Source organism: Stenotrophomonas sp. 96582_Sma (genome assembly GCF_056480905.1).
In genome coordinates, this window is record NZ_CM151122.1 from 1,194,300 (window position 1) to 1,216,914 (window position 22,615).

Genomic DNA, 22,615 nt, shown 5'->3' on the forward strand with positions numbered 1-22,615 from the left:
GTCCTTGAGGGTTCGGAATGAAGATATCAAAGTGATATCACTTATAGACTACCGTTCGTCGGATGCCGTGGCCGGGACGGTCGGCCAGCTAGAATGCCCACCCGCCTTCACATCGCTGCTGGAACCGCCATGGCCAAGCTTGGAACTCCGTTGTCCCCCTCCGCCACCCGCGTGCTGCTGCTCGGCTCGGGCGAACTCGGCAAGGAGGTGGCCATCGAGCTGCAGCGGCTGGGCGTGGAAGCGATCGCCGCCGACCGCTATGCCGATGCCCCGGCCATGCAGGTCGCGCACCGCTCGCATGTGATCGACATGCTGGATGCGATGGCCCTGCGCGCGCTGATCGCCCAGGAGCAGCCGCACCTTGTGGTGCCGGAGATCGAGGCCATCCATACCGAGACCCTGGTCCAGCTGGAGCAGGAGCAGGGCCTGCGGGTGATCCCGACCGCGCGCGCCGCCCGCCTGACCATGGACCGTGAAGGCATCCGCCGCCTGGCCGCCGAAACCCTGGGCCTGCCGACCTCGCCCTACCGCTTCGTCGATACCGAAGCCGAGTACCGCGCCGCTGTGGCCGCCATCGGCCTGCCGTGCGTGGTCAAGCCGGTGATGTCGTCCTCGGGCAAGGGCCAGAGCACGCTGCGCAGCGAGGCGGACATCGCCCCGGCGTGGGAGTACGCACAGACCGGTGGCCGCGCTGGCGCCGGCCGCTGCATCGTCGAAGGTTTCATCGACTTCGATTACGAGATCACCCTGCTGACCGTCCGCCATGCCGGTGGCACCTCGTTCTGCGCGCCGATCGGCCATCTGCAGAAGGATGGTGATTACCGCGAAAGCTGGCAGCCGCAGCCGATGTCGAGCGCCGCGCTGGCGCGTGCCGAAGAGATTTCGCGCGCGATCACCGACGACCTTGGCGGCTGGGGCCTGTTCGGTGTCGAGCTGTTCGTGAAGGGCGACGAGGTGTGGTTCAGCGAAGTGTCGCCGCGCCCGCACGACACCGGCCTGGTGACGCTTGTTTCGCAGGAACTGAGCGAGTTCGCGCTGCACGCGCGCGCCATCCTTGGCCTGCCGATCCCGGTGATCCGCCAGAGCGGCCCGTCGGCCTCGTGCGCGCTGCTGGCGCATGGCGAGGGCGTGCCGTACTTCAACAACGTCGCCGCCGCCCTGCAGGTGCCGGACACCGCCGTGCGCCTGTTCGGCAAGCCGAGCGTGCACGGCCATCGCCGCGTGGGCGTGACCCTGGCGCGCGCGGAAACCATCGACGAAGCGCGCGCCATCGCGCGTGATGCCGCCGACGCAATCGGCGTCGAACTGCGCCCGTAAAGCAAAAAGGGGACGGAGGGGATTAAGTCGTTTGTGGCACAAACGACTTAATCCCCTCCGTCCCCTTTTTGTTATTTCACATCCACCCACACCAGGTGGTGGTCGCTGCCATCGGCGATCTTCGCTTCCGGGCTTTCATTGGCCGGCCAGAACACGCCGCTGCCGATGTACTCGAAACCGGTCGAGGGCAGCACGTAGTCCAGGCGCATGGTGCCGGACTTCGGGCCGAAATCGCCGGTGGCATGGAACGGTGCGCCCTCGCGCTCGATGCCCTTGGCCGCATAGGCCAGGCTGGTCTGCTCGCCACCAACGCTGCGCGGGGTGGGGTAGCGCAACACGCGGGCGTTCTCGATCAGTTCGACGATCGCCTCATGGCGGCCATCGCCGTCGACCGGGTCGTTGTTGAGGTCGCCGAGGATCACGAAGCGCGCGTCCTGCGCCAGGCCGCCGCACTGGCCCTTGTCGTCGCACAGCCACGGCTTGTCTCCCTTGGACAGGTATTCCTGCCACAGGCGCAGTTCGTCGTGGTTGCGCGCGGCGTTGCGCTTTTCCGGGCCATCGAACACTGGCGGGGTCGGGTGCGAGACCAGCGCGTGGACCACGCCGACCGGGGTCTTCACCGGCACGTCCCAATGCGACTTCGACGACAGGCGCAGCTGCGACCACACGTGGTCGTTGTAGAAGCTCTTGCCGGTGCGCGGGTCGACCGGACGGATCGCGCCCGGCATCGCGCTCCACTTCAGCAGCTGAAAGCTGCGCACCTTGGCTTCATCGATCGGGTAGCGCGACAGCACCAGCATGCCGTACTGGCCCGGGTGCAGGCCGTAGCCCCAGGCATCGTTGCCGCGGCTGCGGCCTTCGCCGCCGACCACGCCGTTGTTGTCCAGGTCCAGGCCGCTGGGCACGCCGGTGTTGACCGGGGCCAGGTAGCGGTAGGCGAAGTGCAGCGGCTTGCCGCCGCCGGGCTGGGCCACTTCCAGGTAGCGCTTCTGGAACAGGTCGGCGGCGCGGTGGGCGTCGTCGAAATCGAATTCGTTCAGCAGCACCAAGTCCGGGCGCGCCTGCTGCAGCACCGCGGCGATCTTGCGCGCGTGCTCGCTGTCGCCTTCCAGTTCCTTGATCAGGCCACCGGTCTCATCGGAGTACAGCGAGGTGTTGTAGGTGGCCAGGCGCAGCGCAGCGGACGGCTTTTCGGTCATCGCAGGTGACGTGGCGAAGGCGGGGGCGGTGGCGCCGCAGAGCAGGGCCAGGGCGAGGATCTGGGGTCGGAGGTTCATGCGCCGTATTGTGCACCCGGCCCGGTGTCAGTGGTTTGTCAGCGTCCGTCCAGTTCGTCGTCGAAATCGTGCCAGCGGCGGCCGTCATAGGCTTCCAGCGGTCGATAGCGCCGTTTGTAGTCCATCTTCTGATGCCCGCGGATCCAGTAGCCCAGGTAGACGTGCGGCAGGCCCTCGCGGCGGGCCCATTCGATCTGCTGCAGGATCGCGAAGGTGCCCAGCCCGCGCGCGGCATGGTCCGGGTCGAAGAAGGTGTAGACCGCCGACAGGCCGTGCTCGGTGACGTCGGTCACCGCCACACCCAGCAGCTGGCTGGGCTGGCCGTCGTGGCCGGGCAGGCGCATCTCCATGAAGCGGGTGTGCGACCAGCTGCCGATCAGGAACTGCTCGAATTCGTGCGGGCCATGGTCGTCCATGCCACCGTTGGCGTGGCGATGCACCAGATAGCGGTGATACAGCGCGAACAGGTCATCGCGGGCGGTGGCCGCGGTGATGCGTACTTCCAGGTCTTCATTGCGGGCGGCACAGCGGCGCTGGCTGCGGTCCGGGGCGAAGCGGGCCACCGGAATACGCACCGCCACGCAGGCCTGGCAATGTGCGCAGTGCGGGCGGTAGACCAGGTCGCCGCTGCGCCGGAAGCCCCAGCTCAATGCCAGCGGGTACAGGCCGCCGAGACGACGGTCGTGCGGATCCAGCACCAGGTCGCGTGCCACCCGGTCCGACCAGTACCCGCAGGGGTGCTCGCCGGTCTGGAAAAGTCGCAGTTCGTCGTCTCTGTCGCCGTGAATCGCCATGGGCACAGCATAGCCCCAGCCTGTCGCAGTGGTGGCGACTGTCCGCCGGATGAATGGAACCGGCAGTGGCGTCAACCGATGTCGCGCCCGGGCGTTGTTGTTCCCCGAGGGTGACGTGATCACCCCGACGCTGTTCCCATCCCCAGGAGTGACCTCATGATCCGTACCCCCCTGCTGCTGGCCCTGCTGCTCGGCACATCCGCTACCGGTATCGCGCTGGCCGCCGATGCCCCGACTGCGCCGGCGCAGCGCCCGGCCAAGCTGGACACCAACGGCGACGGCGTCATCGACCGCAGCGAAGCCGCTGCCAACCCGCGCCTGGCCGCGAAGTTCGACGAGCTGGACAAGAACAAGGACGGCAAGCTCTCGCGCGATGAGCTGCCGCGCTGGCAGCACGGTCGCCGTGGTGGCCACGGCGGTGAGCGCTGGGCCAAGCTGGACGTCAACAAGGACGGCCGCATCAGCCGCGAGGAAGCCAAGGCCGATCCGCGCCTGGCCGCGCGCTTCGACGAGCTCGACCTCAACAAGGACGGTTACCTGGACAAGGCCGACCGCGAGCTGCGCATGAAGCAGCGTCGTGATGCCTGGTTCGCCGCCGCCGACACCAACAAGGATGGCCAGCTGAGCAAGGCCGAGTTCGACGCGGCCAAGGGCCCGATGCACGGTGGCCCGCGCCACGGCGGTCCGCGCGATGGCGCGGCGCCGAAGCCGCAGCGCTGAGGTTCAACGCAGTGAATGACGACAACGCCGGCGCACTGCCGGCGTTGTCCGTTACAGGCGGCCGCTGCGCATCAGTGAGTACACCACCAGCGCGATGACCATCAGGTTCATGGCGATGATGCCGGTGCGGCCGTACATCGATTCGTACTTCCAGTTGGTCCCGGTGCGCCCGCGCCGTGCCGAATCGCGCGCGATCATCGGTGCCATCACCCGTTGCAGCGGCACCAGGCACTGGTAGTTGACCACCCCCAGGCCCACGGCCAGTACCGTCAGCTGTGCCCAGACCGGTGTCTGCAGCAGAACCGCAAGCAGGATCGCCAGGCACCAGAACATGCCGGTGATGATGTTGAGGTAGAGGAAGCGGCGCACGTCGGCGCGCTCGGACGCCGTTTCCGTGTACGACATCAGGAAGCGTCCGCCCAGATAGCTGCCGATCGCACCACCGACCACGCCGCCAATGACCGCCCCCCAGCTTTCGGCCGGCAGCACGTGCAGTTGGCCCAGCGTGGCGGTCAACGAGCCCATCGCGGTTCCGCCCGCAGCGCTGGCGCCGCCGAGGCCAAGCTTGCTGCCGCCGATGCCGACACCGGTGCCGAGCAGCACCGCAGCACTGGCCGTGCCGGGCGCAGCCACCAGCACCATCGACACCACGGCTGTGGCGAATGCCGCGCTCGGCGCGCTGCTGCGCGCGAACTCGCCGAAGCGCTGCAGCAGGCCGTCGCGCACCAGCGCGCGGGCACGCGACAGGCGCTTGCGCACGGCGGCGTCACTGAGCCCAAGCAGGTCGGCCACCTGCTGCGAGCGCTGGCCTTCGCGGTAGTACAGCAACAGTACTTCGCGGCTGTCGGCCGGCAACGCGGAAATGATGTCCTCGGCGGCGATCTCTTCTTCCACCCGTTGCAGCCGGTCGGCCGCGCCCGGGGCCGGGTCGGCCGCCATGCCCATTGCCACCTCGGCGGCCTCGCCGGTCAGTGGCCGGCCGCGCTGCGCGCGCAGCCAGTCGCGGGCCAGGTTGCGGGTGATCTGCCGCAGCCACGGCAGGAAGCTGGTCGAACTGCGCAGCTGGTGCAGCTGCTGCCAGCCCTTCACGAAGGCCTCCTGGGCGATGTCCTCGCTGGCCTGACGATCGCGGGTGATGGCCAGCGCGATGGCGGTAACCGTGTTCTGGCAGGCCAGCACGATGCGGCCATAGGCGTGCTGGCAACCGCTGGCGGCGGCAGGCAGTTCGCGTTCCAGTGTCTGGTCGATCGATGCGGCGAACGTCGTCATGGCGGCGGCTCTCCTGCTGGGATTGTGTCCCAAGACGGAGCCGCGCGCCGAATGTGACCGGCCTTCTGCACGGTAGTGCCGGCCGCTGGCCGGCAACCTCATGACAAAAAAAGGGGACGGAGGGGATTAAGTCGTTTGTGCCACAAACGACTTAATCCCCTCCGTCCCCTTTTTCGGCTGCCGGCCAGCGGCCGGCACTACCCGTGCGTCACTTCGAGGGCTGGATGCGAACCCGGATTTCTTCCTCTTCCGGTGCGGCCTGCGGAGCCGGTTGCGCCTGCTGCGGCTGGGTCTGCGGGGCAGGGGCCGGTGCGACCGGCGCCGGGGCGCCACGATGGCGCAGGCCGATCACCAGCGCCACGCCGGCGATCACCACCAGCAGGGCGATGCGGATGCGCCAGGCCCAGCCACGGCCGCCGCCGGTCGTCTCTGCGGTGTCGCGGAAGGCGAATTCGGCGGTCGGATGGTCGCGGCGGGTGGTGTCGAGCAGTCGCGCCTCGCGCAGGATTTCACGCGCGCGCGGCTGGTCGTCGGCGCGCACGATCCACACCGCTGGGTAGGCGTTGGCGTTGCCCAGGTCGGTATAGCTGAACTGGCCGCGGCGACGGGTCTTGTACGAGCGCCCATTGGTCACCTTGACGTCGATGCCATGCCCGCGCAGGAGCTCGGCGACGCCTTCAACGGTTTCCACACGCTGGCTGCTGAAGATCTGGCGCATCGGATCAGTCCTTGGCCGGCACGGCGGCGGCCGTGGCCTGGTCGGGAACCACGCGGATCAGGCCTTCCTGCGCGGTGCTGGCCACCAGCACGCCATTGCGGGTGAAGAACTGGCCGCGGGCCAGGCCGCGCGAATCCTGCGCGCTGGGGCTGTCCAGCGAGTACAGCAGCCAGTCGTCGGCGCGGAACGGGCGGTGGAACCAGATCGCGTGGTCGAGCGAGGCCATCTGCACGTGCGGGTGGTAGTAGCTGATGCCATGCGGGAACGTGGCGGTGCCCAACAGGTGGAAGTCGGAGGCATAGGCCAGCAGCGCCTGGTGCAGCTCGGGCGCATCGCCGACCGGCTCGCTCAGGCGCAGCCACACCTGGTGGTAGGGCGGGCGCTTGGGCGGGTTGAGTTCATCGCGCGGGTAGACGTGGCGGAACTCGAACGGGCCGCCGCGCGACAGCCAGCGCTGCACCTTGATTGGCAGCCGCTCCAGCACTTCGGCCGGCAGCGGGCGGTTCGGTTCGATGTCTTCCGGCTGCGGCACTTCGGGCATCTTGTGCTGGTGCTCGGCGCCGGTCTCGGCCTGCTGGAACGAGGCCGCGCAGAAGAAGATCACCTTGCCGTGCTGGATCGCAGTGACGCGGCGCACCGAGAAACTGCCGCCGTCGCGGGTACGGTCCACGTCGTAGACGATGGGGTGGTCGATGTTGCCGGCGCGCAGGAAGTAGGCGTGCAGCGAGTGCACGTGGCGCCCATTGTCGACCGTGGCCTGCGCCGCAGCCAGCGCCTGGCCCAGCACCTGGCCGCCGAACACGTACTTGGTGCCGATGTCGCGGCTCTGCCCGCGGAACAGGTTGTCCTCCAGCCGCTCCAGGGTGAGCAGGTCGATCAGCTCGGAGACGACGGGTTCGGGCGTGTCGTTCAAGGGGGCGGCCACAGCAATGAAGAGGCCCCGATTATACCGTTGCAGGCCAGTCCATCATTGGTAGTGCCGGCCGCTGGCCGGCAACCTCATGATCCTCCTGGGGCACCTGCGGTTGCCGGCCAGCGGCCGGCACTACCGGTTACTTGCCCAGCCGGGCGACCAGCGCCTGCAGGGCATTCTGCGCGTCCGGGGCGAACCAGGCCTCGACGAAGCGGTCGAGCTGAATCAGGTCCGGGTGCAGGGCTTCGTGCAGGTCGGCACGGGCAATGGCGCGGGTCAGCAGCATCGGCTGGCGCGGCTGCTTGAGCAGGTTCTGCAGCCAGGCGATGGCGCGCGCCACCACCAGGTCGCCTTCGGCCAGTTCATCGACCAGGCCGATCTGCAGCGCCTGTTCGGCCGGCACCAGCGAGCCGGTGGTCAGCAGGACGCCGGCGCGGTGTACGCCCACCGCGCGGCGCAGCAGGCGCTGGATGCCCTCCGGCGCGATCAGGCCCACCTGCACTTCGTTCAGGCCGATGGCATACGGCCGCGACGGATCGGCGCTGCGCGCCATCACCCGGTAGTCGCAGCACAGGGCCAGCACGCAGCCGCCCGCCGGTGCGTGGCCGGTGATCGCCGCGACCACCGGGATCCGGCTCTCGGCCAGCGTGCGCACGGCGCCAAAGAAGGCGTTCCAGGTGTCCAGCAACTTGTGCTTGTCATCACCATGCGAGAGCAGGTGCGGCACGTCCATACCGCCGGTGAAGATGCGCTCGCTGCCCGACAGCACGATGCCGTGCGCGTCTTCGGCCATGGCCAGCTCGATGGCATGGATCAACTGCCGGCACAGTTCGGTGTCCAGTGCGTTGACCGGCGGCCGCGCCAGGCGCAGTTCGCGGATGGGGCCATGGTTGATCACCTCGATGAGCGTCGTCATGCTGCGGTCTCGTTGCGAAGAAGGAACCTGGGCGATGATAACCAAACCATTCGTTGGCGTACTGTTGGTTCTGTGTGCGGCCGCAGCATCGGCGTCGGCGGCGGAACCGGACTGCGTCACGGTGGAGCAGGGCTGGGCGCGGTTGCCACCGAATCCGGCGATGCCGATGACCGCCGGCTACGGCGTGATCCACAACGGCTGCAGCAAGGCGGTGGCGATCACTGGCGCGACCAGCAGCAGCTTCAATGATGTGTCGCTGCACGAGACCACGATCGTCGATGGGGTCAGCCGCATGCGCGCGATCGAGCGTCTGCCGCTGGCACCGGGCGCGCGCGCCGAGCTCAAGCCCGGTGGTCTGCACCTGATGCTGATGCAGGGCAAGGGCGCGTTGAAGGAAGGCCAGGCGCTGCCGCTGCGGCTGCAGCTGGAAGGCGGTGGCGAAGCGAGCGCGACGTTGGTGGTGCGCAAGGCCGCGCCGTAAGCGCGCGGGGAAACGGCACGCTGCTGCTGACGCAAGGGGTTGGGATGGCCGTCGTAGCGTCGAGCTTGCTCGACGGCCCCGGCCTGCAGCAGTCGAGCAAGCTCGACTCTACGGATGAAGCGACGATTGGGATGGCTGCCGTAGCTTTGAGGACGCTGGGCGCGAACGGAATATCCGGTAGTGCCGGCCGCTGGCCGGCAGGACGCGAAATGCCGGCCAGCGGCCGGCACTACCAGGGGGCTTACGACCAGTCGAACGAGAACAGCACCGTGCGGCTTTCCGGCTCGTACAGCATCACGATCGCATCGGCACCGGTGGCGCACCAGTTGTAGCCGGCCACGTCGGCCACGGCGAAGAATTTGTTGCCATTGCGGGTGATGATCACTGTTTCGGCATCGTCCGCAGCGTTGGGGTCATCGGCAGCTTCGGTGAAACCCAGCTCGAATGCCGCGGGAATCTCTGCGGTTTCGGTCCAGTTGCCGAAACTGATCGGGCCACCCAGCGTATCCAGATAATCGCGCTCGCTGGCCTCACCCTTGCCATAGCGCGAGTAGCAGGCGAGACGGCCATGCGTGGCATGGTAATCGCGGGCCTTGGCGTAGCTCTCGCGCATCTGCGCGATGTGTTCCTGCGCATCCTTGTCCTGCACCGCATCACCGATGAAATAGCCCGCGTTGCCGAGGAAGCGCATCTCGTTGCCGGCGGTCAGTTCGAAGGCGATCCAGTTGGTGCCGGTGAAATCGTTGTGGTGTTCTTCTGTGGTCTCGCCGATGCAGCCGTCATACGGCTCGATCGGGCACAGCATCGTTGCCACCTGGCCGGCCAGTTCCGGGCGCAGCACGCCGAGGTCGATCTTCAGCAGCGGCAGCAGGTGCTGGCCGAGCCAGGCCTGGTCGGAGGGGAAGACATCGGTGGGGAAGGCGACCATGCCGGGCAGCAGGTCGCGCAGTTCAGTCTGGTGGATCATGTCAGTCCTTTGAATTGGATCGGTAGTGCCGGCCGCTGGCCGGCATCCGCGATACATCTGGAGGTTGCCGGCCAGCGGCCGGCACTACCACAGGCGCGTCAGGTCGACGCGCTGCGGATCGCCTCCGGCAGCGGTGCGCTCTTGCCGGTCTGGGTGTCCATCCAGACCACCACCACGTTGCCGTCCGAATAGAGCTTCGATTCGTCCTGCTGGTCGACGATGCGGTGGCCGATGGTCACGCTGCTGTTGCCCAGGCGCTCGACGAACAGCTCGACCAGGATGTCGTTGGGCCACACGATCGGCAGCCGGTAGTTGACGTTGGTCGCGGCCACCACGGGTGCGATGCGGTCGGTCATCGACACACCCTCCACGCCCAGCATCCAGCGCACGCGCGCTTCTTCCAGGTAGGAGATGTACTTGGCGTTGTTCACATGGCCCATGCTGTCCATGTCACGCCAGCGCACGCTGATCGGGATGCGGGCCAGGATCTTGTGTTCGCTGCTCATCAGGCGTCCTTTTTCTTCTTGCTGGCAGTGGCGGTCTTGCTGGTCTTGCCGGTGCTCTTGGCAGCCACGGCCTTCTTCGCCGGCTTCTCGGCCTTTTCAGGCTTCACCTTGCGCGGCGGGCGGGCGTCGGGCTTGTTGGCCACGGCGGCCGGCTGCTCCGGGCGCGCGTGGGTGGACGGCAGCATGCGCGCAAGGAACTGGCCGGTGTACGACTGCGGGCAGGCCGCCACGTCTTCCGGCGTGCCGGTGACCAGGATGGTGCCGCCGCGATGGCCGCCTTCCGGACCCAGATCAACGATCCAGTCGGCGGTCTTGATCACGTCCAGGTTGTGTTCGATCACCACCACCGTGTTGCCCTCGTCGCGCAGCTTGTGCAGCACGCCCAGCAACGCTTCGATGTCGTGGAAGTGCAGGCCGGTGGTCGGCTCGTCGAGGATGTACAGGGTGCGGCCGGTATCGCGGCGCGACAGTTCCTTGGACAGCTTCACGCGCTGCGCTTCACCACCGGACAGCGTGGTCGCGCTCTGGCCCAGCTTGATGTAGCTCAGGCCGACGTCGACCAGTGTTTCCAGCTTGCGCGCAATCGACGGCACCGGTTCGAACAGCTTCAGCGCATCCTCGACGGTCATTTCCAGCACGTCGTTGATGTTGAAGCCCTTGTACAGGATCTCCAGCGTCTCGCGGTTGTAGCGCTTGCCATGGCAGACGTCGCAGGGCACGTACACGTCCGGCAGGAAGTGCATCTCGACCTTGATCAGACCGTCACCCTGGCAGGCTTCGCAGCGGCCGCCGCGCACGTTGAAGCTGAAGCGGCCCGGCGAATAGCCGCGTGCACGCGCTTCGGGCACCTGTGCGAACAGTTCGCGCAGCGGCGTGAACAGGCCGGTGTAGGTGGCCGGGTTCGAGCGCGGGGTGCGGCCGATCGGCGACTGGTCGATGTCCACCACCTTGTCGAACAGGTCCAGGCCATCGATTTCCTTGTACGGAGCGATCGGGTGCGAGGCGCCGTTGATCTCGTTGGCGGCCAGCGAGAACAGGGTGTCGTTGATCAGGGTCGACTTGCCCGAGCCGGACACGCCGGTCACGCAGGTCAGCAGGCCCGACGGAATCGCCAGGTCCACGCCCTTCAGGTTGTTGCCGGTCGCCCCGCGCAGGTGCAGGGTCATCTTCGGGTTCGGCGTGTGCCGGCGCGCCGGAATCTCGATCGCGCGCTTGCCCGACAGATACTGGCCGGTCAGCGAACGCGGTGCCTCCAGGATGTCCTGCAGGGTGCCCTGGCCGACGATCTCGCCGCCGTGCACGCCCGCGCCCGGGCCGATGTCCAGAACGTAGTCGGCCAGCCGGATCGCATCCTCGTCATGTTCGACCACGATCACCGTATTGCCCAGGTCACGCAGGCGGGTGAGGGTGCCGAGCAGGCGTTCGTTGTCGCGCTGGTGCAGGCCGATCGACGGCTCGTCGAGCACGTACATCACACCGACCAGGCCGGCGCCGATCTGGCTGGCCAGGCGGATGCGCTGTGCCTCGCCACCGGACAGGGTGTCTGCCTTGCGCTCCAGGGTCAGGTAATCCAGGCCGACATCGACCAGGAAGCCGAGGCGTTCGCCGATCTCCTTGACGATCTTCGCGGCGATCTCGCCACGCCAGCCCGGCAGGCTCAGTTCACTGAAGAACTTCAGTGCCTCGTCGATCGGCAGCACCACCAGCTCCGGCAGCGGGCGATCGGCCACGAACACGTTGCGTGCTGCCTTGTTCAGGCGCGCGCCATTGCATTCCGGGCACGGCTGTTCGCTGATGTACTTGGACAGCTCCTCGCGCACCGCAGGCGACTCGGTTTCCTTGTAGCGGCGTTCGAGGTTGGGAATGATGCCCTCGAAGCGGTGCTTGCGCTGGGTGCGGCCGCCAGCTTCGGTGAAGTAGGTGAAGGTGATCGTTTCGTCGCCGCTGCCGTACAGCACGGCCTGCTGCACCTTGGCCGGCAGCGAGTTCCAGGCGGCGTCCACGTCGAACTTGTAGTGCTTGGCCAGCGAGGCGATCAGCTGGAAATAGTAGGCGTTGCGGCGGTCCCAGCCGCGCACCGCACCGGCGGCCAGCGACAGCTCCGGATGCACCACCACGCGCGAGGGATCGAAGAACTCGGCGATACCCAGGCCATCGCAGCCGGGGCAGGCGCCCATCGGTGCGTTGAACGAGAACAGGCGCGGCTCCAGTTCCGGCAGCGAGTAGTCGCACACCGGGCAGGAGTACTTGGAGGAGAACAGCGCCGGCGTGGCGTCGGCGGTGTCCAGGCTCTGCACCGAGGCCATGCCATCGCCCAGCTTCAGTGCGGTCTCGAAGCTCTCGGCCAGGCGCTGCTTGATGTCCTCGCGCGGGCGGAAGCGGTCGATCACCGCCTCGATGGTGTGCTTCTGGCGCAGCGCCAGCGGCGGCACCGCATCGATTTCATACAGCTCGCCGTCCACGCGCACACGCACGAAGCCCTGCGCACGCAGCTGGTCGAACACCTGTGCGTGTTCGCCCTTGCGGTCGCGGATGACCGGCGCCAGCAGCATGTAGCGCTGTTCCGGGTCCAGCGTCAGCACCTGGTCGACCATCTGGCTGACCGTCTGCGCTTCCAGCGGGTAGCCGTGGTCCGGGCAGCGCGGGGTGCCGACGCGGGCGTACAGCAGGCGCAGGTAGTCGTAGATCTCGGTGATGGTGCCGACCGTCGAACGCGGGTTGTGCGAGGTCGACTTCTGCTCGATCGAGATGGCCGGGGACAGGCCTTCGATGTGGTCCAGGTCCGGCTTTTCCATCACGCTCAGGAACTGGCGCGCATAGGCCGACAGCGACTCGACGTAGCGGCGCTGGCCTTCTGCATAGATGGTGTCGAACGCCAGCGAGGACTTGCCCGAACCGGACAGGCCGGTGATCACGATCAGCTTGTCGCGGGGCAGGTCGAGGTCGAGGTTCTTCAGATTGTGCGTCCGCGCGCCGCGGATGCGGATGAAATCCATCGCCATGGGGGATCCGGTTGTGGGGGCGTTGGCTGGGTGCCGGGCCAGCAGGGAACGGCAATCGGTCAGCCTACCGAGGTGACCAGATGGGGGCAATGGGCGACAATGCCAGCCCGATGTCTCACCTGATGAGACAGGCCGACAGGCAGGGGTCAGATCCCTTTTCACAACGTGAAAAGGGATCTGACCCCGTTCCGGCCGGGCCCCCGGGCCGTTCAGGGGTTGACTTGACCCGCGCCCGCTGATCTGCGTACAATCCCGCTCCTGTCCGCCCTCGATGGCGGCAGCTCAGACCACAATAACTACAGAGGAAGGCCTGGTCATGTACGCAGTACTGGTCACCGGCGGTAAGCAATACCGCGTGGCGCAGGGCGAAAAGCTCCGCATTGAAAAGCTCGAAGTCGAAGTCGGCAGCGAGATCAAGTTTGACAACATCCTGATGCTGGGTGACAGCGACGGCGTGAAGCTGGGCGATGCGCTGAAGGGCGCTGCCGTCACCGCCAAGGTCCTGTCCCAGGGTCGTGCTGACAAGGTCCGGATCATCAAGTTCCGTCGCCGCAAGCACCACATGAAGCGTCAGGGTCACCGTCAGTACTACACCGAAATCGAGATCACCGGCATCGCCGGCTAAGCATCAGGAGAAGCAGTCATGGCACATAAAAAGGGCGTAGGCTCCTCGCGCAACGGTCGCGACTCCAACCCGAAGTACCTGGGCGTCAAGATCTTCGGCGGCCAGGCCATCGAAGCCGGCAACATCATCGTGCGTCAGCGCGGCACCCAGTTCCACCCGGGTTCGGGCGTTGGCCTGGGCCGTGACCACACCCTGTTCGCCCTCGTGGACGGCAAGGTGGAGTTCTCGGTCAAGGGCGCCAAGAAGCGCCGCACCGTCAGCATCGTCTCGGCCGACGCCTGATCCAGGCATCGCCGGCACCCGTGCCTCGGCATGGGGGTGCTGCATGAAGAGCCCCGCTTCGGCGGGGCTTTTCGTTAGAGTGAAAGCAAGACCGGCCAGGCCGAGTTGCCGGCCAGCGGCTGGCATAACATTCAAGGCGACGGCTGGCAGGCCGCGCCCATCGCAGGCATCGAAACAATGAAACTGGTAGACGAAGCAGAAATCGAAGTGTTCGCCGGCAACGGCGGCAACGGCTGCATTGGCTTCCGTCGCGAGAAGTTCATTCCGCTCGGCGGCCCGGACGGCGGCGACGGCGGTGCGGGCGGCAGCGTGTACATCCGCGCCGACGAGAACCTGAACACCCTGGTCGACTTCCGCCATGACCGCATCTTCAAGGCGCAGCGCGGCGAGAACGGCATGGGCCGCCAGGCCTATGGCAAGGGCGGCGAAGACCTGACCATCACCGTGCCGGTCGGCACCGTGGTGATCAACGTCGCCACCGATGAAATCATCGGCGACCTGACCCAGCATGGTGATTGCCTGCTGGTGGCGCAGGGCGGTCGTGGTGGCCTCGGCAACATGCACTTCAAGAGCTCGACCAACCGCTCGCCGCGCCAGGCGCTGCCGGGCGAGCCGGGCGAAGAGCGCACGCTGAAGCTGGAGCTGAAGCTGCTGGCCGACGTCGGCCTGCTGGGCTTCCCCAACGCTGGCAAGAGCACCCTGATCCGTGCCGTTTCGGCGGCGACGCCGAAGGTGGCCGATTACCCGTTCACCACGCTGTACCCGAACCTGGGTGTGGTGAAGGTGGAGAACTACCGCAGCTTCGTGATTGCCGACATTCCCGGCCTGATCGAAGGCGCTGCCGACGGTGCCGGCCTGGGTGCGCAGTTCCTGCGCCACCTGCAGCGCACCCGCCTGCTGCTGCACCTGGTGGACATCTCGCCGATGGAGGGCGGGGTGGAAGGCATTTCCCCGGTCGAGCAGGTGCGCGCGATCGAGCGCGAACTGGAAAAGCATGATCCGGAGCTGCTGCAGAAGCCGCGCTGGCTGGTGCTGAACAAGGCCGACCTGATGTTCGAAGACGAAGCGAAGGCTGCGGCCGAACAGATCGTTGCCGAGCTGGGCTGGAAGGAGCCGTGGTTCCTGGTCTCCGCGCTGGGCCGCGAAGGTACTTTCCCGATCATGAGCCGGATCATGGCCTTCTTCGATCGCCAGAAGGAAGACGAGCTGGAAGCCCGCAACGCGCAGTAATGCTGTTGTGGTTCCATGCGAAAAACCCGGCTTCGGCCGGGTTTTTCATTTTCCGTTAGTGCCGGCCGCTGGCCGGCATTCCTCGGGGTTGCCGGCCAGCGGCCGGCACTACCGGATCGCGTGGATCGCAGGCAACAAAAAACCCGGCCGGGGCCGGGTTCTTGTCTGCTGCCCTACCCGAAGGGGCAGGGCGGCAACGCCGGATCAGGCGGCCTTGAGGGCCTTGATGCGGTCGTTCAGGCGGCTCTTGTGGCGAGCAGCCTTGTTCTTGTGGATCAGGCCACGCGCGCTGAAGCGATCCAGGATCGGCTGGGCAACGGCGAAGGCGGCTTCGGCGCCGGCGGCATCGTTGGCGTCCAGCGCCTTGATCACTTTCTTGACAGCGGTGCGCAGCATCGAGCGCTGAGCCACGTTGCGCGCGTTGCGCACGACGGTCTGCTTGGCGCGCTTCTTGGCGGACTTGATATTGGCCACGGTGGTGGTTTCCTGAAAAAATCGGTGTTATGGGAACAGCAAGCTAGCTAGTATGATGGCCCGAGAAATGCACGTCAAGTCGATTGTCAAGAGGGACGCTGAGTGAGTTCACCGAAGATGTTGCGAGGCCTGCTGTCGTTCAGCAGCATGACCATGGTCTCGCGGGTGCTCGGACTTGTCCGTGACCAGGTGATCACCACCACGTTCGGCACCAATGCGGTTACCGATGCGTTCTGGGTTGCCTTCAGGGTACCCAATTTCCTGCGCCGGTTGTTCGCCGAAGGCTCTTTCGCCACCGCTTTCGTGCCGGTGTTCACGGAAGTGAAGGAAACCCGCAGCCATGCCGAGCTGCGTGAACTGATGGCCCGCACCGCCGGCACCCTGGGTGGGGTGCTGATGCTGGTTACCGCGCTGGCGCTGATCTTCGCGCCGCAGCTGGCGGTCGCATTCTCGAGTGGTGCTGATACCGACCCGGTCAAGCAGACCCTGCTGGTCGACCTGTTCCGCCTGACCTTCCCGTTCCTGTTGTTCGTCTCGTTGACCGCGCTGGCCGGTGGCGCGCTGAACAGCTTCCAGCGTTTCGCGATGCCGGCGCTGACCCCGGTCATCCTCAACCTGTGCATGATCGCCGGTGCGCTATGGCTGGCGCCGCGGCTCGGTGGCACCCCGGAAAAACAGATCCTGGCGCTGGGCTGGGCGGTACTCGCCGCCGGCATCCTGCAGCTGCTGTTCCAGCTGCCCTCGCTGAAGGGCATCAACCTGCTGACCCTGCCGCGCTGGGGCTGGCGCCATCCGGGCGTGCGCAAGGTGATGACGCTGATGGTGCCGACCCTGTTCGGTTCCTCGGTGGCACAGATCAACCTGCTGCTGGACACCGTCATCGCCGCCAAGCTGACCGACGGCTCGCAGTCCTGGCTGTCGCTGGCCGATCGCTTCCTGGAGCTGCCGCTGGGCGTGTTTGGCGTGGCGCTGGGTACGGTGATCCTGCCGGCGCTGGCCCGTCATCATGTGAGCACCGACCGCGAGGGCTTCTCGCGCTCGCTGGACTGGGGCCTGCGGATGACCCTGCTGATCTCGGTGCCGGCCATGCTGGGCCTGCTGCTGCTGGCCGAGCCGCTGATCGCCACTCTGTTCCAGTACCGCCAGTTCACCGCCTTCGATACCCGCATGACCGCGCTGTCGGTGTACGGCCTGAGTTTCGGCCTGCCGGCGTTCGCCCTGCTGAAGGTGGTGCTGCCGGCGTTCTATGCCCGCCAGGACACCAAGACCCCGGTCCGTGCCGGTGTGGCCGCGCTGGTGGCCAACATGGTGTTCAACTTCGCCCTGCTGGCCGTGCTGTACCAGGTCATGGTGCCGGACGAGCTGAAGGCGCAGGGCGTGATGGCGGCCATCGGCAAGCAGCCGGGCCTGCACCTGGCGCTGGGCATCGCCAGCGCACTGTCCAGTTACCTGAACCTGGGCCTGCTCTGGTACTGGCTGGGCAAGACCGATGTCTACCAGCGCCGGCCGGGCTGGGGCGGCTATCTGGTGCGGCTGCTGCTGGCCTGTGCGGCCATGGTCGGCGTGCTGTTGGCCCTGCTGCATTGGGTTCCCGACTTCACCGTCATGGACAAATGGCACCGTATCGGTGGCCTGATGCTGCTGGTCGGCGGCGGTGGCGCGACCTATGCGGTGGCCATGCTGGCGATGGGCTTCCGCCCGCGCGACCTGCGTGGGCATTGATCGCGGCCCGTGGCGGCTATACTTCAGGGTTACACCATTGAAGCAGCGGCCCCGGTCGGGCCGGAACGAGAGTTGATGAGCAGGCTGTTCAGAAGCGTCGAGGGCGGGGAGCTGTTCCCCAACGGAAGCGTGGTCTGTATCGGTGCATTCGACGGCCTCCACCTGGGCCATCGTGCGCTGGTCCGCCACGCGGTTGCCCGCGCGCGCGCCTTGGGCGTGGCCGCGGTGGCCGTGGCGTTCGAGCCGCTGCCGCGTGAATTCTTCGCCCAGGGCACGCCGCCGCCGCGGCTGACCCTGGCGCGCAGCAAGGTCGAGATCCTGCGCGAGCTGGGTGTCGATGCGATCGGTCTGCTGCGTTTCGATGCGGCGATGGCGGCGATGCCGGCCGAGACCTTCGTGCGCCAGCTGCTGGTCAATCGCCTGAGTGCGCGTGAGGTCTGGATCGGGCCGGAGTTCTGTTTCGGCAACCGCCGTCGCGGCGACCTGGCCCTGTTGCAGCAGCTCGGTGCCGAGCTCGGCTTCAGCGCCGGCGAGATCGAAGCGGTCGACCTGCATGGCGAGCGCATTTCCAGTACCCGCATCCGCCAGTTGCTGCAGGACGGCGACTTCGCCCGTGCCGGCGACCTGCTCGGGCGTCCGTACGCGATCAGCGGGCGGGTGGTGCGCGGCCGCCAGCTTGGTCGTACGCTGGGCTTCCCCACTGCCAACCTGCGGTTCCCGAAGACGCCGGCGCTGTCGGGCATCTACGCAACCTGGGTGCACGGCGTGTTCGACCAGCCGTGGCCGTCGGTGTCCAGCTTCGGCACGCGGCCGACCGTGGACGGCGTGGAGCCGTTGCTGGAAGCCCATCTGTTCGATTTCCAGGGCGACCTGTACGGGCGCCACATCGACGTGGAGTTCGTCGCCAAGCTGCGCGACGAAGAGAAATTCAATGATCTGGCGGCACTGACCGACCAGATGCACCGCGATGCCGAACAGGCGCGCGCCATCCTTTCCGAACATAGATTGCGAGCCACTGCGTGAGCCAGGACTACAAGACCACCCTGAACCTGCCAGCCACCGAATTCCCGATGCGCGGCGACCTGCCCAAGCGCGAGCCGGGCATTCTGGCGCGGTGGGAAGAACAGGGGCTCTACCAGCAGCTGCGCGACAACGCCGCCGGCCGCCCGCTGTTCGTGCTGCACGACGGCCCGCCGTACGCCAACGGCCGCATCCATCTCGGCCACGCGGTCAACAAGATCCTGAAGGACATCATCGTCAAGTCGCGCTACCTGGCTGGCTTCGACGCGCCCTACGTGCCGGGCTGGGACTGCCACGGCCTGCCGATCGAGATCGCGGTCGAGAAGAAGTGGGGCAAGGTCGGCACCAAGCTCGACGCCGTCGAATTCCGCCAGAAGTGCCGCGAGTTCGCCGAAGAGCAGATCAACATCCAGCGCGTGGACTTCAAGCGCCTGGGCGTGACCGGTGACTGGGACAACCCGTACAAGACCCTGAGCTTCGACTTCGAAGCCAACGAAATCCGTGCGCTGGCCAAGGTCGTGGCCAACGGCCACCTGGTGCGTGGCGCCAAGCCGGTGTACTGGTGCTTCGACTGTGGCTCGGCGCTGGCCGAGGCCGAGATCGAATACCAGGAAAAGGAATCGCCGGCGATCGACGTGGCCTACGCCGCGCGCGATGCGCAGGCCATCGGCCAGGCGTTCGGCGTGAGCGTGCCGGCTGACGTGGAAGTGGCCGTGCCGATCTGGACCACCACCCCGTGGACGCTGCCGGCTTCGCTGGCGGTGTCGCTGGGCGCGGAGATCAACTACGTGCTGGCCGAAGGCCCGGCGCACAACGGCAAGCGCCGTTGGCTGGTGCTGGCCGCGGCCCTGGCCGAGCGCGCGCTGCAGCGCTATGGCGTCGAAAACGTGGTGCTGCACGGTGAAACCACCGGTGCCGCGCTGGAGAACCAGCTGCTGGCGCACCCGTTCTACCCGGAGCGCGAGATCCTGGTGCTCAACGGCGAGCACGTCTCCGACGAGGACGGTACCGGTGCGGTGCACACCGCCCCCGGCCACGGCCAGGAAGACTTCGTGGTCAGCCAGAAGTACGGCCTGCTGGACAAGTACAACGCCGGCCAGGTGACCCCGATCGACGGCCGTGGCGTGTACCTGGAATCGACCCCGCCGGCCGGTGACGTGGTGCTGGCTGGCCAGCACCTGTGGAAGGCGCAGGAGGCCATCGTCGGCGTGCTGCGCGACAACGGTTCGCTGCTGGCCTTCCACCCGATCCGCCACAGCTACCCGCACTGCTGGCGCCACAAGACGCCGGTGGTGTTCCGCGCCACCCCGCAGTGGTTCATCTCGATGGACAAGGCCAACCTGCGCAACGATGCGCTGGCCGCCATCGATACCGTCGGCTGGTTCCCGACCTGGGGCAAGGCGCGCATCCAGAGCATGGTCGACGGTCGTCCGGACTGGACCATCTCGCGCCAGCGCACCTGGGGCGTGCCGATCGCACTGTTCACCCATCGCCAGACCGGCGAGATCCACCCGCGTTCGGTGGAGCTGATGCAGCAAGTCGCCGACCGCGTCGAAGCCGAGGGCATCGACGTGTGGTATTCGCTGGATGCCGCCGAACTGCTGGGCGCCGAAGCGGCCGACTACGAGAAGGTCACCGACATCCTCGACGTCTGGTTCGACTCGGGCGTGACCCATGAAGGCGTGCTTGCGGCGCGTGGCTTCGGCAAGCCGGCCGACCTGTACCTGGAAGGTTCCGACCAGCACCGCGGCTGGTTCCAGTCCTCGCTGCTGACCGGCGTGGCGATCGACAAGCGCGCGCCGTACAAGCAGTGCCTGACCCACGGCTTCACCGTGGACGAGCACGGCCGCAAGATGTCCAAGTCGCTGGGCAACGGCATCGAGCCGCAGGACATCATGAACAAGCTGGGCGCGGACATCCTGCGCCTGTGGATCGCCTCGGCCGACTACAGCAACGAGATGTCGCTGTCGCAGGAGATCCTCAAGCGCAACGCCGACGCCTACCGTCGCCTGCGCAACACCGCACGCTTCCTGCTCGGCAATCTGGACGGTTTCGATCCGGCCCAGCACCTGCAGCCGCTCGACCAGATGGTCGCGCTGGACCGCTGGATCGTGCATCGCGCGTGGGAGCTGCAGGAGAAGATCAAGGCGGCCTACGACGGCTACAACATGGCCGAGATCGTGCAGCTGCTGCTGAACTTCTGCAGCGTGGACCTGGGCTCGCTGTACCTGGACGTGACCAAGGACCGCCTGTACACGATGCCGACCGATTCGCACGGTCGCCGTTCGGCACAGAGCGCGATGTACCACATCGCCGAAGCGTTCACCCGCTGGGTGGCGCCGATCCTGACCTTCACCGCTGACGAGCTGTGGGGCTATCTGCCGGGCGAGCATGCCGGCCATGTGCTGTTCACCACCTGGTACGACGGCCTGGCGCCGCTGCCGGCCGATGCCCAGCTCAACGCCGCCGACTTCGACCAGCTGCTGGCCGTGCGCGAGCAGGTGGCCAAGGTGCTCGAGCCGATGCGTGCCAACGGCGCGATCGGTGCCGCGCTGGAAGCGGAAATCACCATCGCCGCCAGCGAAGAGCAGGCCGCGAAGTGGCAGCCGCTGGCCGATGAACTGCGTTTCCTGTTCATCAGTGGCGACGTGCAGGTGCGCCCGGCGACCACCGACGAGGTGTTCGTCAGCGCCCAGCCGACCACCAAGGCCAAGTGCGTGCGCTGCTGGCACCACCGCGCCGACGTTGGCAGCAACGCCGACCACCCGGAACTGTGCGGTCGCTGCGTGAGCAACATCACCGGCGCCGGTGAAGTGCGGAGCTGGTTCTGATGGCCGCGCCCCGTCCGCATCCGAACGCCCTGGTCTGGCTGCTGCTGTCGGCCGCCATCATCGGCCTGGACCAGTGGTCCAAGGCCTGGGTGTTGTCGAGCCTGCCGGAGTTCCAGCCGGTGGTGGTCATCGACGGCTTCTGGAACTGGTACCGCACCTACAACACCGGTGCCGCGTTCAGTTTCCTGAGCGACGCCGGTGGCTGGCAGAAACACTTCTTCACCGTGTTGGCGATCGTCATCAGCGGCCTGATGGCCTGGTGGCTGCGTAGCACTGCCCGCGGCAACTGGAAGGCCGCGGTGCCGTACGCGCTGATCATCGGCGGCGCCATCGGCAACGTGATCGACCGCCAGGTGCATGGCCATGTGGTCGACTTCATCCAGTGGTACGTGGGCAGCTACACCTGGCCCTCGTTCAACATCGCCGATTCGGCCATCGTGGTGGGTGCCATCGGCATCGCCCTGTTTGGCCTGTTCGACGGCAAGTCCGCCAAAAAGGCGGATAATGCCAATCCGAAACCGTAAGCCGGCCGCTGCCGGGAGACTGAACTGATGGATGTGCTGCTCGCCAACCCGCGTGGATTCTGTGCCGGCGTCGATCGTGCGATCGAGATCGTCAAGCGCGCGATCGAAACGCTGGGCGCGCCCATCTACGTCCGCCATGAAGTGGTGCACAACCGCTTCGTGGTCGACGACCTGAAGCAGCGCGGTGCGATCTTCGTCGAGGAACTCGATGAAGTGCCGGACAACAACACGGTCATTTTCAGCGCGCATGGCGTGTCCCAGGCCGTGCGCCAGGAGGCCGAGCGTCGTGGCCTGAAGGTGTTCGACGCCACCTGTCCGCTGGTGACCAAGGTCCACTTCGAAGTCGCCCGCCACTGCCGTGCCGGCCGTGACGTGGTGCTGATCGGCCACGCCGGTCACCCGGAAGTGGAGGGCACCATGGGCCAGTGGAACCGCGAAGCCGGCACCGGCCAGATCTATCTGGTCGAGGATGTCGAGCAGGTTGCCACGCTGCACATCAACCAGCCGGAAAACTTCGCCTATACCACCCAGACCACGCTGTCGGTGGACGATACGCGCGGCATCATCGATGCATTGCGTGAGCGCTTCCCGGCGATGCAGGGCCCGAAGAACGACGACATCTGCTACGCCACGCAGAACCGCCAGGACGCCGTGCGCGATCTGGCCAAACGCTGCGACCTGGTGCTGGTGGTCGGCTCGCCGAACAGTTCCAATTCCAACCGCTTGAGCGAGCTGGCCCGTCGTGAGGGCGTGGAGTCGTACCTGATCGACGGCGCGCACGAGATCGACCCGGCGTGGGTGGCAGGCAAGCAGCATATCGGCGTGACCGCAGGTGCCTCGGCGCCGCAGGTGCTGGTCGATGGCGTGCTGGCGCGCCTGGCCGAGCTGGGCGCCAGCGGCGTGGGCGAGCTGGACGGCGAACCGGAATCGATGGTGTTCGCGCTGCCGAAGGAACTGCGCCTGCGCCTGGTCGACTGACCGGGAAGCGCCTCATCCACGCATGGCGTGGATCTACTGAAACTGCTCT

The 22,615-nt window shown here is 66.8% G+C and carries 21 protein-coding genes; 11 read left to right on the forward strand and 10 right to left on the reverse strand.

The annotated features are described in order from the left end of the window. Positions 1–129 precede the first annotated feature (129 nt). Positions 130–1,317, forward strand: a complete 1,188-nt coding sequence (gene purT / locus ACZK2R_RS05480; RefSeq protein WP_180838701.1) for a formate-dependent phosphoribosylglycinamide formyltransferase — start codon at positions 130–132, stop codon at positions 1,315–1,317. Between the two features lie 71 nt (positions 1,318–1,388). On the opposite strand, the gene ACZK2R_RS05485 is transcribed toward purT, so the two are convergent. Both ACZK2R_RS05485 and ACZK2R_RS05490 read right to left on the reverse strand, forming a co-directional pair. Beyond that, entirely contained in the window at positions 1,389–2,594 is a 1,206-nt protein-coding gene (locus tag ACZK2R_RS05485) for an endonuclease/exonuclease/phosphatase family protein (RefSeq protein ID WP_180838702.1), read from the reverse strand. 38 nt (positions 2,595–2,632) lie between these two features. Continuing rightward, positions 2,633–3,388 (reverse strand): arginyltransferase, encoded by a 756-nt coding sequence (locus tag ACZK2R_RS05490; RefSeq protein WP_125893787.1) that lies wholly within the window; start codon positions 3,386–3,388, stop codon positions 2,633–2,635. Positions 3,389–3,544: 156 nt separating this feature from the next. Between ACZK2R_RS05490 and ACZK2R_RS05495 the strand changes: the two genes are divergently transcribed. Beyond that, entirely contained in the window at positions 3,545–4,108 is a 564-nt protein-coding gene (locus tag ACZK2R_RS05495; protein ID WP_049398907.1) for an EF-hand domain-containing protein, read from the forward strand. Positions 4,109–4,159: 51 nt separating this feature from the next. On the opposite strand, the gene ACZK2R_RS05500 is transcribed toward ACZK2R_RS05495, so the two are convergent. From ACZK2R_RS05500 to ACZK2R_RS05515, 4 genes are all read right to left on the reverse strand, one after another. Beyond that, on the reverse strand, positions 4,160–5,377 hold the full coding sequence (locus ACZK2R_RS05500; RefSeq protein ID WP_125893792.1) for an RNA polymerase sigma factor: 1,218 nt from the start codon (positions 5,375–5,377) through the stop codon (positions 4,160–4,162). A gap of 208 nt (positions 5,378–5,585) precedes the next feature. Beyond that, entirely contained in the window at positions 5,586–6,095 is a 510-nt protein-coding gene (locus ACZK2R_RS05505; protein ID WP_032127591.1) for a pathogenicity-like protein, read from the reverse strand. 4 nt (positions 6,096–6,099) lie between these two features. After that, on the reverse strand, positions 6,100–7,020 hold the full coding sequence (gene tesB / locus ACZK2R_RS05510) for an acyl-CoA thioesterase II (RefSeq protein WP_429000082.1): 921 nt from the start codon (positions 7,018–7,020) through the stop codon (positions 6,100–6,102). A gap of 127 nt (positions 7,021–7,147) precedes the next feature. Beyond that, positions 7,148–7,924 (reverse strand): enoyl-CoA hydratase/isomerase family protein, encoded by a 777-nt coding sequence (locus ACZK2R_RS05515; protein WP_032127589.1) that lies wholly within the window; start codon positions 7,922–7,924, stop codon positions 7,148–7,150. Between the two features lie 34 nt (positions 7,925–7,958). Here ACZK2R_RS05515 and ACZK2R_RS05520 point away from each other — a divergent pair, with 34 nt between their 5' ends. Then, positions 7,959–8,405 carry a copper chaperone PCu(A)C gene (locus tag ACZK2R_RS05520; protein WP_125895428.1) on the forward strand — a complete coding sequence of 149 codons (447 nt, stop codon included), beginning with the start codon at positions 7,959–7,961 and terminating at the stop codon, positions 8,403–8,405. A gap of 241 nt (positions 8,406–8,646) precedes the next feature. Here ACZK2R_RS05520 and ACZK2R_RS05525 read toward each other — a convergent pair whose 3' ends face one another. From ACZK2R_RS05525 to uvrA, 3 genes are all read right to left on the reverse strand, one after another. Continuing rightward, complete coding sequence (locus ACZK2R_RS05525) at positions 8,647–9,372, reverse strand: enolase (protein ID WP_125895429.1); 726 nt, start codon at positions 9,370–9,372, stop codon at positions 8,647–8,649. A 98-nt stretch (positions 9,373–9,470) separates the two neighbouring features. Further along, a complete protein-coding gene (locus ACZK2R_RS05530; RefSeq protein WP_125895430.1) occupies positions 9,471–9,878 on the reverse strand; it encodes an acyl-CoA thioesterase in 408 nt (135 codons plus the stop codon). Next, entirely contained in the window at positions 9,878–12,880 is a 3,003-nt protein-coding gene (gene uvrA, locus ACZK2R_RS05535; protein WP_125895431.1) for an excinuclease ABC subunit UvrA, read from the reverse strand. Before uvrA ends, ACZK2R_RS05530 begins: the two co-directional genes overlap by 1 nt. Before the next feature lie 316 nt (positions 12,881–13,196). On the opposite strand from uvrA, the gene rplU reads away from it, so the two are divergent. The 3 genes from rplU to cgtA all read left to right on the forward strand — a co-directional run bounded on the left by rplU (position 13,197) and on the right by cgtA (position 15,017). Next, the gene (gene rplU, locus ACZK2R_RS05540) at positions 13,197–13,505 is read left to right on the forward strand and encodes a 50S ribosomal protein L21 (protein ID WP_005408557.1); all 309 of its coding nucleotides are present in this window, start codon (positions 13,197–13,199) and stop codon (positions 13,503–13,505) included. Between the two features lie 18 nt (positions 13,506–13,523). Further along, the gene (gene rpmA, locus ACZK2R_RS05545; protein WP_005415704.1) at positions 13,524–13,787 is read left to right on the forward strand and encodes a 50S ribosomal protein L27; all 264 of its coding nucleotides are present in this window, start codon (positions 13,524–13,526) and stop codon (positions 13,785–13,787) included. Between the two features lie 177 nt (positions 13,788–13,964). Then, positions 13,965–15,017 (forward strand): Obg family GTPase CgtA, encoded by a 1,053-nt coding sequence (gene cgtA / locus ACZK2R_RS05550; protein ID WP_478487793.1) that lies wholly within the window; start codon positions 13,965–13,967, stop codon positions 15,015–15,017. 204 nt (positions 15,018–15,221) lie between these two features. Here the strand turns inward: cgtA and rpsT are convergent, their stop codons facing one another. Next, positions 15,222–15,491: a 30S ribosomal protein S20 gene (gene rpsT / locus ACZK2R_RS05555; protein WP_005408560.1), complete on the reverse strand. Its 270-nt coding sequence runs from the start codon at positions 15,489–15,491 to the stop codon at positions 15,222–15,224. Positions 15,492–15,608: 117 nt separating this feature from the next. On the opposite strand from rpsT, the gene murJ reads away from it, so the two are divergent. The 5 genes from murJ (at position 15,609) to ispH (ending at position 22,566) form a co-directional block, all read left to right on the forward strand. After that, positions 15,609–17,213 carry a murein biosynthesis integral membrane protein MurJ gene (gene murJ, locus ACZK2R_RS05560; protein WP_180838547.1) on the forward strand — a complete coding sequence of 535 codons (1,605 nt, stop codon included), beginning with the start codon at positions 15,609–15,611 and terminating at the stop codon, positions 17,211–17,213. Between the two features lie 75 nt (positions 17,214–17,288). After that, positions 17,289–18,236, forward strand: coding sequence for a bifunctional riboflavin kinase/FAD synthetase (locus ACZK2R_RS05565; RefSeq protein WP_032127582.1), 948 nt, complete (start codon positions 17,289–17,291; stop codon positions 18,234–18,236). Continuing rightward, positions 18,233–21,064 carry an isoleucine--tRNA ligase gene (ileS, locus tag ACZK2R_RS05570; protein WP_125895432.1) on the forward strand — a complete coding sequence of 944 codons (2,832 nt, stop codon included), beginning with the start codon at positions 18,233–18,235 and terminating at the stop codon, positions 21,062–21,064. Before ACZK2R_RS05565 ends, ileS begins: the two co-directional genes overlap by 4 nt. After that, positions 21,064–21,588, forward strand: coding sequence for a signal peptidase II (gene lspA / locus ACZK2R_RS05575; RefSeq protein ID WP_049424357.1), 525 nt, complete (start codon positions 21,064–21,066; stop codon positions 21,586–21,588). The genes ileS and lspA overlap by 1 nt, the downstream gene beginning before the upstream one ends. Before the next feature lie 27 nt (positions 21,589–21,615). Beyond that, positions 21,616–22,566 carry a 4-hydroxy-3-methylbut-2-enyl diphosphate reductase gene (gene ispH / locus ACZK2R_RS05580; RefSeq protein ID WP_019337505.1) on the forward strand — a complete coding sequence of 317 codons (951 nt, stop codon included), beginning with the start codon at positions 21,616–21,618 and terminating at the stop codon, positions 22,564–22,566. Positions 22,567–22,615 lie beyond the last annotated feature (49 nt).